Here is a 10,588-nt window from a genome sequence, read left to right as displayed (position 1 = left end):
CGCTGCTGATCACCCCCGGTTCGGACCTGTCCTACCTGCTCGGGGTGGGTGGGTCCTCGTTCGAGCGGCTCACCTGCCTGGTGCTGCCGGTCGGCGGCACGCCGGTGCTGGTGGTCCCGAAGCTGGAGGCGCCGGGGTACGCGGGCCTGCCGACCGACGAGCTGGGCGTCGAGGTCGCGACCTGGGTCGACGGCGAGGACCCGTACCGGCTGGTGACGCAGGCGTTGCGCGGCACCAAGCGGACGGCCGTCGCGGACTTCATGCCCGCGCTGCACGCGTTGGGGCTGCGCGCCGCGATCGGCGGCGAGCAGGTGCTCGCCGGGCCGGTCGTGCGCGAGCTGCGGATGCGCAAGGACGCCGTGGAGATCGCGGCGCTGCGCAAGGCGGGCGCGGCGATCGACCGGGTGCACGCCCGTGTCGGCGAGTGGCTGCGCGCGGGCCGCACCGAGGCGGAGGTCGGCGCGGACATCGCCGCCGCCATCGTCGAGGAGGGCCACACGGTGGCCGAGTTCGTGATCGTCGGCTCCGGCCCGAACGGCGCGAGCCCGCACCACGGCCTGTCCGACCGGGTGATCGAGGCCGGTGACGTCGTCGTGGTCGACATCGGCGGCCCGGTCGCCGAGGGCTACTGCTCCGACTCCACCCGCACGTACTCCGTCGGCGAGCCCCGGTTCGACGACGTGCGCGCCACCTACGCCGTCCTCCAGGCCGCGCAGCAGGCGGCTGTGGACGCCGTCCGCCCCGGCGTGACCGCGTCCGAGGTCGACGCCGCCGCGCGCTCGGTCATCGCCGCCGCCGGGTTCGGCGAGTACTTCGTGCACCGCACCGGCCACGGCATCGGCCTGGACGTGCACGAGGAGCCGTACATCGTCGGCGGCAACGACCTGCCGTTGGAGGCGGGCATGGCGTTCAGCGTCGAGCCCGGCATCTACCTGCCCGGCCGGTGGGGCGCCCGCATCGAGGACATCGTCGTCGCCACCGAGACCGGCGTCGAGAGCCTCAACAACCAGTCGCACGACCTGGTGGTGCTGCCCGCGTGACGGCGTTGGAACCCATCGACAGAGCCATCCTGAAGCAGCTCGCGGCCGACGGCCGGTGCAGCTTCACCGACCTGGCCGAGAAGGTCGGGCTGAGCGTGTCGGCCGTGCACCAGCGGGTGAAGCGGCTCGAACAGCGCGGCGTCCTGCTCGGCTACCGCGCCAGGCTCGACGGCGACGAGATCGGCCTGCCCCTCAGCGCGTTCATCTCGATCACCCCGATCGACCCGGCCTCCCCGGACGACTACCCCAAGCGCCTGGAGCACCTGCCGCAGATCGAGGCCTGCTACTCCGTCGCGGGCGACGCGTCGTACGTGCTGCGCGTGCGCGTCGCGTCGCCGGGGGCGCTGGAGGAACTGCTCCGCCAGATCCGCGAGGCCGCGAACGTGTCGACCAGGACGACGGTCGTGCTCTCGACCCCGTACGAGGACCGCCCGCCCGCCGTGTGAGGGGTCAGCCCTTCGCCCACTCCTCGGCCAGCAACTCGTAGGACCGCACGCGGTCGGCGTGGTCGTGGGTGATGGTGGTGATCACGAGTTCGTCGGCCTCGGTGGCGTCGCGCAGGCGGCGGAGTTGGGCGGCCACGGTCTTCGGGGAGCCGACGAACTGGGTGTCGACGCGGTCGGCGACCAAGGCGCGGTCCTCCTCGCTCCACTTGTGGGCGGCGGCCTCCTCCGGGGTGGGAAAGGGGATCGCGCCTTCGGCGCGGCGGATGCTCCGGACCCACAGGCCGTAACCGGTGGCGTGCCTGCGGGCGGTGGCGTCGTCGTCGGCGACGACCACGTCGGCCGACACCGCGACGTACGGCCGTTCCAGTCGGGGTGTCGGCCGGAAGGCTGCGCGGTAGCCCGTCGCGGCGTCGAGGACCGTCGCCGGGCTGACGTGGTAGTTCGCCGCGAAGCGGAGGGCGTTGCGGCCTGCGACGACCGCGCTCTGCCCGCCGCTGCTGCCCAGGACCCACACCTCGACGTCCGCGCCCTCGCCGGGCGTGGCGCGGCCTTCCAGGCCGTCCGCCGTGCGGTACGTGCCCGCGAGCAGCGCGAGGATGTCGTCGACCTGCTCGCCGTAGTCGGGTGACACGGCTCCGGGCTGTTGGAGGAGCGCGAACGTCAGGGCGATCCGCGGTGAGGTCGCGAGCGTGCCCCAGTCGAACCGCTTCGGGATCACCAGCCCGTTGGTGGGCGTCGGGGCGGTCGGTGGCGGCGTCGTGGCCGACCGGATCGTCTGCTTCCCGCTGCGCCCGAGCCCGAGGTCGAGGCGGCCGGGGTGCAGCGCGTCGATCAGGCCGAACTCCTCGACCACGGCCAGCGGCGTGCGGTGGGCGAGTTGGACACCCGCGGACCCGACGCGGATGCGGCTCGTGGCGGCCGCGACCAGGGCGATGGCCACGGGCGGCGACGCGCCCGCGACACCGGGGTTGAGGTGGTGCTCGGCGAACCAGTAGCGCCGGTAGCCGAACCGCTCGGCCTGCCGGGCGAGGTCGACGGTGTGGCGCAGCGCTTCCGCCGCCGTGGAGCCGGAGCTGATCGGCACCAGGTCGAGCACGGACAAGGGGGTGTCGGGCACCGCGGACCTCCGGGTCGGTGGGATGGGATCAGAGGTCGAGGTGCTCGCGCAGCGTCGTGCCCTCGTAGGCCGTGCGGTACGCGCCGCGGTCCTGGAGTTCGGGCACCAGCTTGTCCACGACGTCGTCCAGCGACGACGGCACCAGGTGCGGGCTGAGGTTGAAGCCGTCGACGGCGCGGGTGCGCACGTAGTGCGCCCACTCGTCGGCCACCTGGCCGGCGTGCCGACGAACGACCGCCCGCGCGGCTGCACCTCCAGCACGAGTTCGTGGATCGAGAGGTTCTTGGCGGCGGCCAGGTCCCGCCACCCCTGGATCCGCTCCAGCTTCCCGCTGCGGTGCTCGATGGAGATCGTGCCGCGTGACGGGTCGAGTTCGTCCTCGGTCGGCTCGATGTCCGGCAGCGGGCCGTGGGGGTCGTACGCCGACAGGTCCGTGCCCCAGTACTGCTCCAGGAACGCCAGGGCGCGCTGCGGGGTCATCTGCTCGCGCCGCACCCACTCGGCACGGTCGCGCGCCTCGGCGGGCGTGTCGCCGAGGACGACCGACGCGCCGGGCAGGATGCGCAGCGAGTCGGCCGACCGGCCGTAACCCGCGAGCCGTTTCCTCAGGTCCTGGGCGTAGGCCAAGGCCTTGTCGTAGTCGACGTTCGCGGAGAAGACGACGTCGGCGTGCCGGGCCGCGAGGTCACGGCCGCCGGGGGAGTCGCCCGCCTGGAACAGCACGGGATGGCCTTGACGGCTGCGGGGCGTGGTCGGGGTGGCGGTGAGGTCGACCAGGTCGGTGCGCCGCTCGACCGTCGCGATCGAGCCGGGACGCGCCCAGGTCGCCTCCGCGTCATCCGCCCACGAGTCCCAGATCGCCTTGGCCGCCACCACGAACTCGTTCGCCCGCTCGTAACGACGCTCGTGCTCCAGCCAGCCGCCACGCCGGAAGTTCGCCCCCGTCCAAGCGTTGTCGGTGGTGACGATGTTCCACCCCGCCCGTCCCTCGGACAGCAGGTCCAAAGTGGACAACCGGCGGGCGAGGTCGGCGGGGAAGTTGTAGGTGGTGTTCTGCGTCGCCACCAGGCCGATCCGCTCGGTCGCGGCGGCCAGCGCCGACAACTGGGTGATGGCGTCCGGCCTGCCCGCGACGTCCAGTGCGTAGACGCTGCCCCGGTTCTCCCGGACGCGCAGCCCCTCACCGAGGAAGAACGCGTCGAACAGGCCGCGTTCGAGCGTGCGCGCCACCGAGACGTAGGTGTCGAACTCGGTGTGCTCCGCGTTCGACGGGTCGGCCCACAGGTAGTGCGAGCCCACGCCCGTGTAGAAGACCCCGAGGTGCACCTTGGCGTTCGGGTCGTACTCGTCGCTCATGGTCCGTTCCTCAGCTGCTCGTGGCGAAGCGGTTGGCGGGACGTGGCAGGCCCAGTGCCGAGCGCAGGGTCCCGCCCGGTCGGCGGGCGAACTCGGGCAGGACCCGGTCGACCAGCACGGGCAGGTCCACGGCGAGCACCGCGGGGTGCAGGCGGACGCCGTCGACCGCGAGGCTTCGCAGCAGCCGGACCAGGTCCGCCGCCGATCCGCTGTGGCGCAACCGATCCGTGGTCGGCCAAGGTGCCACAGTGGACAGTCGTGATTCGTCGAGCGCCACCTCGACCTCCGCGAACACCAGCGGAGCACCGGCCGCACGAGCACGTGCCGCCCGCTCGTGGACCTCGTCGACGTCACCGCCCCCGACGAGCACGACGTCCACGTGCTCGGCGACGTCGAGCGAGTCGGCGGCGAACACCACCACCTGGCCCTGGGGCGGCCGCGGGGTGATCAGCGGCCCCTTCACCGAGAACGACGCGCCCTCGAAGTCCACGTGGTGCACCTTGTCCGGGTCCAGGTACCGCCCGGTCGGCACGTCCTTGACCACGGCGTCGTCCTCCCAGGAGTCCCACAGCCGCCGCACGACCTCGATCACGTCGACGACCTCCTGCCGCGGGTCCGCCAGCGGTGCCGCGCCGATGGTCCGCCGAGCGGCGACGTCGTTGGCCGCCCCGACGATCCACCCCGCGCGGCCCTGGGACACGTGGTCCAGGCTCGCCAACTGCGCGGCGAGGTGGAACGGCTCGGTCGTGGTCGCGTGCGCGGTCGGGACCAGCCCGATCCGACCGGTCAGCGGCGCGGAGTATGCGGCCCGCGCGACTGCGTCCAACCGCCCGCCCGCGCTCGGTGGCAGCGGTGAGTCCTCGTACGTCACCAGCGTGAACCCGCCCGCCTCGGCGCGGGTGACCACGTCGCGGAGGGCGCGGGGACCGAGGACCTCGGCCGGGGACCGCCCGGAGAAGCGCCACGCCGCGGGGTGCGCGCCGTCGCCGTCCACTTCGAGCGCGAGGTGCGGGGAGAACTCGACCGTCATGCCTCCGATCGCACCCGCTGGGGGAGGCGCGGCGCAACGGTGATCACATCGTGGAAGGGGGTGCTTCCGGTGCCCCGGTGGAGGAAGATGCCCCGACCAGGTCCGGGTAGTCCTCCAGATCGATGCGGGTGGCGAAGCGGTCCGTCATCCACAGCATCGACCGCAGCAGCGGGCCCGTGCGGAACAGCTGGTTGCGCGCCCGGATGCCCGCACGGGTGCGGGGCGCGAGGAACGGGCCCGCGTTGCCGCTCTTGGACACCTTGGCGTACGGGCGGAACTTCTCCTCGTACCGGGCGAACGCCTCCCGGTGGTCGCCGTTCGCCGCCGCCAGCTCGCCCGCCAGGACGTACGCGCCGACCACCGCCAGCCCGGTGCCGAACCCGCCCAACGTGTTGCCGTACGCCGAATCGCCCAGCAGCACGACCCGGCCGCGCGAGTAGTGCTCCACCTCGACGCGGCTGATCGAGTCGAGGTACACGTCGTGCACCCCCGCCAGCACCTCGGGAATCCGCCACCCGCCACCCCGGTAAGCGTTGAGCAGCAACGACTTCTGCTCCTCCGCCGAGTACCGGTCGTAGGTCAGCGGCTCGGACGCGAACACGAAGAACGCCGTCGCCTTCGGCCCGCCGACCGCCACCATCCGGCCGGGTTCGTTGTACATCACCGCGTCGCCCGTCGGGCCGTCCAACGACGCCAGCGCGTAGTAGTGGCCGAGGTGCCGGACGTGGTCGGACTCCGGCCCGAACACCAGCCGCCGGACGGTCGAGTGGATCCCGTCCGCGCCCACGACGAGGTCGAACGTCCGGGGCGCGCCGCGGTCGAACGTGACGTGCACGCCGTCGCCGGTGTCGGTCAACGACGTGACGCTGTCGCCGAACACGTACTCGCAGCCACGGGTGCGCGCGTGCAGGATCTCGGCCAGGTCGCCGCGGTGGATCTCCAGCTCACCGCCGGTGAACTCGCCGGGGATGACCGTGAGGGCCTTGCCGGACGCGTCGACGACGGTCTGGTCGTGGCCGCCGGTCTGCCGCCGCCGCACCTCGTCGAGGATCCCCATGCGCTCCAGCACGGTGAGGTGGGTCGTGCCCTTGAAGTCGACGGCCTGGCCGCCGGGCCGTGGACCGGGCGCCTTCTCCACGACGGTGACGGTGCAGCCCGCGCGGTCCAGCCAGTAGGCGAGCGCGGGGCCCGCGATGCTCGCGCCGGAGATGAGGACGGTGGTGTTCTTCATGTCCGCCAGCGTGTCCGGCGGCGCTGACAGGTCGTCGGCGGAACGCTGACAGTCAGCCGTCCACCGCTGTCAGCGCCTCGTCGCGGGACAGCGCCGCACCGCGCGCGAACGCCGCCGCGAACCCGTCCGACCCGAGCGCGTCCGACGCGGCACGCGCGATCCGGGCCACGTCCGGGTCGCCGGCCACGGTCGTGCCGCGCACCGCCACCGCCGCGCCGAGCAGCAGCGCCGCCCGGTCCGCCGCCCCGGCCAGCAGCGCCGCGTCGGCCTGCCCCTCGACCGCCGCCGCGAGGTCGGCCAACGGGGACGTCCTGGCGACCGCCCACGCCTTGCCGAGCAGGTCGACCGACCCCGTCAGGCGGCCGAGCGCCGTGAGCACCGGAGCCTCACCACCGGGGACCGCGACGGCGAGCGCCGCGTCGAGCAGCCGTCGAGCCTCGGGGACGTCACCGCGCAGCCGGGCGACCTCGCCGAGCCCGAGCAGGATCGGCGCGGGCGTGTCCGGGTGTCCGGCCTCGACGCTCAACGCCGCCGCCAGCCGGTAGTCGGCCGTCGCCGCGTCGAACCCGCCCTGCCGCACCAGGCACGCGGCCCGGCGGCACAGCACGTCCACTCGTTCCTCGGGCGCTCCGAGCTGGCCCAACGTCGGCAGGGCCTCGTTCCACAGCTCGTGCGCGCGAGCCCACTCGCCCCGCCACGAGGCGACCTGCGCGAGCCAGTCCAGCGCCTGCGCCGTGCCCCACCGCTCGCCCAGCGCGCGGAACCGCGCGAGCACCGCGAGCAGGTCCCGTTCGCCCTCGGCGGGCCTGCCGTGCAGCACCCGCACCAGCGCGACGCTCAACCCGCCCAGCGCGGCGTTCCACGGGTCCGCGCCCAGCGGCGGCTCGTCCTCCGGAGTCGGACCCCACGGGCCGACCGCCATGCCCCACCGCGCCACGCCGAACGGGTACCGCAGCTCCCAGTCGAGGCCGCTGATGATCTCCTTCGCCCTGGTCCAGTGCTCGGGGGCCGCCCGTGGCACGGCGTGCACCACGCAGCTCACGTACTCCTCCTCCAGGCCCGCGGGCACGTCGGTGAGCAGCGCGGTGGCGGCCTCACCCGCCTGGCTGCTCCGGCCGGTGAGCCACCAGTACGCCGACAGCGTCGCGACCAGCCGGTACGCGGTCTCCCGGTCCTCCCGCGCGGACCAGCGCAGCGCCGCCATCAGGTTGCCGTGCTCGGCCGACAGCCGCGCCAGCCACGTGAGCTGGTCGGGGCCGCGCAGGTGCGGGTCGGCGCGCCGGGCCAGGTCGAGGTGGTAGCGGGCGTGGTCGCGGCGCACGGCGGCGGCGTCGGCGAGCCGGTCCGCGCAGAACAGCCGGATCGTGTCGAGCATCCGGTAGCGCTCGCCGTCGGTCTCCACGAAGGACTTGTCCACCAGGTCGGCCAGCACGTCCTCGCCGCCGCACACCGCCTCGACCGCCGCGAGCGGGGCCCCGTCGGTGAACACCGAGAACCGCGCCGCCAGCTCCCGTTCCTCGGGCCCCAGCAGGTCCCAGCTCCACTCGACGACGGCGGTCAACGTCCGGTGCCGGGCCGCCGCCGTGCGGTCACCCCGCGACAGCAGCCGGAACCGCCCGTCCTCGGCCAGCCGCGCGGCGATCTCCGCCACGGTGAACTGCCGCAACCGCGCGGCGGCCAACTCGATGGCCAGCGGCAACCCGTCGAGCGCCGCGCAGAGCGCGACGACGTGCTCCCGGTCGACGGTGAAACCGGGCCGCACGGCCGTCGCGCGGTCGACGAACAATCGCACGGCCGGATAGGCGAGGGCGTCGGGGGCGTCCGGCGGGGCGGTGTCCAACGGTGCCAGCGGCAGCAACGTCTCCCCGGTCAGCCCCAACGGCTCCCGGCTGGTCGCGAGCACGGCCAGGTCCGGGCACTCGGCCAGCAACGTCCGGGTCAGCGCCGCCACCGCGTCGACCACGTGCTCGCAGTTGTCCAGCACCAGCAGGTCCTCCGCCAACCCCGCCACCAGCGCCCGCACCGGCGAGTCGCCCCCGCGCAGCCCGAGCGCCCCGAGCACCGCCCACGGCACCTGGTCGCCGTCGGTGAGCGGGGCCAGGTCGACGAAGCACGCCTCCCGTCCCCGTGCCAACACCGACTCCACCGCCAGCCGCGTCTTCCCGATCCCACCCGGCCCGGTGATCGTGACCAGCCGCGCGTCCGCCACCTCGACCAACCGCGCCAACTCCCGCTCGCGCCCGGTGAAACTGGTCAGCTGAGCGGGCACCCCACGCCGTGACGGCCGCTCGGCCCGCAGGATCTCCAGGTGCGCCGCCGCCAGTTCGGGCGACGGATCCGCCCCCAGCTCGTCCGCCAACACCCGCCGCGCTGCCTCGAACTCCGCCAACGCCTCCCCACGCCGTCCAGCCGCCTCCAACGCCCGCAACAGCCGAACCCGCAACCGCTCCCGCAACGGATGCTTCTCCACCAACGCCCGCAACTCCCCGACCGAACTCCCCCCAGCCTCGGCCAAGTCCTCTTGGGCGGCCAGCCGCACCTCCTCCAACCGCGCCACCAACGCCCGCTCGTGCGGCAGATCCACCAACGCGGGCCCCCGCCACAACCCCAGGGCCTCCCGCAACACGACAACGGCCTCCGCACGCCCCCCACGTTCCAGCAGCCGCCGCCCCTCCGCGGCCAACCGCTCGAACCGGTGCACGTCAACGTCCTCCGGCTCCACGACCAGCCGGTACCCACCACCGTCGAACTCGATCAGCCCAGGCAACACCCGCCGCAACCGCGACACCTGCGCCTGCACGGCGTTGGCCGCCCCAACAGGCGGCTCCTCCCCGTACTGCCCGTCAACCAACCGCTCGACCCCGACCACCCGCCCGACGTCGAGCAACAACATCACCAACAACGCCCGCGGCCGCGGCCCACCAACGTGCACCACCTCACCCGAGGCGCCCCGCACCTCCACCGGCCCAAGCACACCGAATCGCACCCGGTCAGCCTGGCACACGCGGTTCCTGTCGAAATGACAAGAGGGTAGGGTCGGCCCGTGAGCACGACTCGTCGAGCGCGGCAGAAGGTGACCGTCACCGCGGACCTGGTGATCCTGACCATCCGGGACGGTGAGCTGTCCGTCCTGCTGGTGGAGCGCGCGAACGACCCGTTCGCGGGGGAGTTGGCGCTGCCGGGCGGCTTCCTGCGCGGTCGGGAGAGCCTGCTCGACACCGCCCGCCGGGAGTTGGCGGAGGAGACCGGGCTGGACCCCTCGACGTTCCACCTGGACCAGGTCGGCGTGTACTCCGCGCCGGACCGCGACCCGCGCGATCCGCGGGTCATCACCTGCGCCTACCTGGCCATCGCGCCCGACCTGCCGATGCCCACCGCGGGCTCGGACGCCAGGGCCGCGAGGTGGTCGTCGGTCGCCGACGCGCTGCGGACCGGGTTGGCGTTCGACCACGACGGGATCCTCCGCGACGCGGTCGACCTCGCGCGGGTCGAGGTCCAGTTCACGACCGTGGCCACGGCGTTCTGCGACGCGGAGTTCACCATCGGTGACCTGCGGGCGGTGTACGAGGTGGTCTGGGGCGTCGAGCTGGACAAGCCCAACTTCCACCGCAAGGTCACCGACGCCGCCGGGTTCATCGAGCCCACGGGCGGCAAGCGGCCGACCCCCAACGGCCGACCCGCGGCCCTCTACCGCGCGGGGCCCGCGGACTCGCTGTCGCCGCCGATGATGCGGCCCCGCTCGTCCTGACTTCTTGTGCCTGTGACAATTGGCTTCACCGAGCGAAGTTCCTCGAAGTTCGGTCTTGTTGTCAGTCTGACATTAATCTAGTCTGAGGGCATGGTCGACGAAGGCGGGGCACGTGCTCGGGTCGTCCGGTCGCGCGAGGGCTACGGCGTCGGCCGGGTCGAGCGCAGGATCGCCGGGTGCAGCAGCGTGGTGGGGCCCCGGCGGTACAGGGTCGCCGGTCGTCCCGCCTGCTGCGGCGCGCGGACGCCCGTCGGGACCAGGAAGCCCTCGACGCCGATGATCTTGCGGTGGAAGTTGCGCGGGTCGAGCTCCTCGTCCCACACGGTCTCGTACACCTGGCGCAGGTCCGTCATCGTGAACTCCGGACCGCAGAACGCGGCCGCCAGCGTCGTGTACTCCAGCTTGCCGCGCGCCCGCTCGACGGCGTCGGTGATGATCCTCCGGTGGTCGAACGCCACCTCGACCCGCTTGCGCAGCACCTTGTCCACCGGGACCCAGGTGGCCGCGGGGGGGGGGGCGCCCCCGCGGGGGGGGGGGCGGGACGGGCCGCAATGCCCGGAAGACCCCCTGGGCCCACGCCCGCCGGGGGGGCGGGGCGGGGGGGCGGGTGGGGGGCGCGA

At 73.6% G+C, this 10,588-nt stretch carries 8 protein-coding genes; 3 read left to right on the top strand and 5 right to left on the bottom strand.

Going from position 1 to position 10,588, the window contains the following annotated elements; translation table 11 throughout:
- Together ACFWW9_RS44210 and ACFWW9_RS44205 are read left to right on the top strand one after the other, a co-directional pair.
- Window positions 1-1,040: M24 family metallopeptidase (locus ACFWW9_RS44210; RefSeq protein ID WP_390389317.1), on the top strand; the 1,040-nt coding region annotated here is incomplete at its 5' end.
- Window positions 1,037-1,486, top strand: a complete 450-nt coding sequence (locus tag ACFWW9_RS44205) for an Lrp/AsnC family transcriptional regulator (protein ID WP_390389315.1) — start codon at window positions 1,037-1,039, stop codon at window positions 1,484-1,486. The genes ACFWW9_RS44210 and ACFWW9_RS44205, both read left to right, overlap by 4 nt.
- Window positions 1,487-1,490: 4 nt before the next feature.
- Here ACFWW9_RS44205 and ACFWW9_RS44200 read toward each other — a convergent pair whose 3' ends face one another.
- From ACFWW9_RS44200 to ACFWW9_RS44185, 4 genes are read right to left on the bottom strand one after another with little or no spacing between them, the layout of a single operon-like run.
- Window positions 1,491-3,959 (bottom strand): NtaA/DmoA family FMN-dependent monooxygenase, encoded by a 2,469-nt coding sequence (locus ACFWW9_RS44200; RefSeq protein WP_390389313.1) that lies wholly within the window; start codon window positions 3,957-3,959, stop codon window positions 1,491-1,493.
- 10 nt (window positions 3,960-3,969) lie between these two features.
- Complete coding sequence (locus ACFWW9_RS44195) at window positions 3,970-4,989, bottom strand: LLM class flavin-dependent oxidoreductase (protein WP_390389311.1); 1,020 nt, start codon at window positions 4,987-4,989, stop codon at window positions 3,970-3,972.
- Window positions 4,990-5,032: 43 nt separating this feature from the next.
- Complete coding sequence (locus ACFWW9_RS44190; RefSeq protein WP_390389309.1) at window positions 5,033-6,220, bottom strand: FAD-dependent monooxygenase; 1,188 nt, start codon at window positions 6,218-6,220, stop codon at window positions 5,033-5,035.
- Window positions 6,221-6,272: 52 nt separating this feature from the next.
- On the bottom strand, window positions 6,273-9,206 hold the full coding sequence (locus ACFWW9_RS44185) for a BTAD domain-containing putative transcriptional regulator (protein ID WP_390389307.1): 2,934 nt from the start codon (window positions 9,204-9,206) through the stop codon (window positions 6,273-6,275).
- Window positions 9,207-9,263: 57 nt separating this feature from the next.
- Here ACFWW9_RS44185 and ACFWW9_RS44180 point away from each other — a divergent pair, with 57 nt between their 5' ends.
- A complete protein-coding gene (locus tag ACFWW9_RS44180; protein WP_390389305.1) occupies window positions 9,264-9,968 on the top strand; it encodes an NUDIX domain-containing protein in 705 nt (234 codons plus the stop codon).
- Window positions 9,969-10,108: 140 nt separating this feature from the next.
- On the opposite strand, the gene ACFWW9_RS44175 is transcribed toward ACFWW9_RS44180, so the two are convergent.
- On the bottom strand, window positions 10,109-10,456 hold the full coding sequence (locus tag ACFWW9_RS44175; RefSeq protein WP_390389304.1) for an NUDIX hydrolase: 348 nt from the start codon (window positions 10,454-10,456) through the stop codon (window positions 10,109-10,111).
- Between the last annotated feature and the right edge of the window lie 132 nt (window positions 10,457-10,588).

The sequence above is a fragment of the Umezawaea sp. NPDC059074 genome (assembly GCF_042738955.1).
Lineage (GTDB): Bacteria > Actinomycetota > Actinomycetes > Mycobacteriales > Pseudonocardiaceae > Umezawaea.
The sequence above is the reverse complement of the archived record's forward strand: the minus strand, read 5'-3'. Positions and strand labels throughout refer to the sequence as shown.

Coding starts and splice junctions, on each gene's coding strand:
- ACFWW9_RS44200 (WP_390389313.1), bottom strand. CDS start 3,959: ATGAGCGACGAGTACGACCCGAACGCCAAGGTGCACCTCGGGGTCTTC.
- ACFWW9_RS44195 (WP_390389311.1), bottom strand. CDS start 4,989: ATGACGGTCGAGTTCTCCCCGCACCTCGCGCTCGAAGTGGACGGCGAC.
- ACFWW9_RS44190 (WP_390389309.1), bottom strand. CDS start 6,220: ATGAAGAACACCACCGTCCTCATCTCCGGCGCGAGCATCGCGGGCCCC.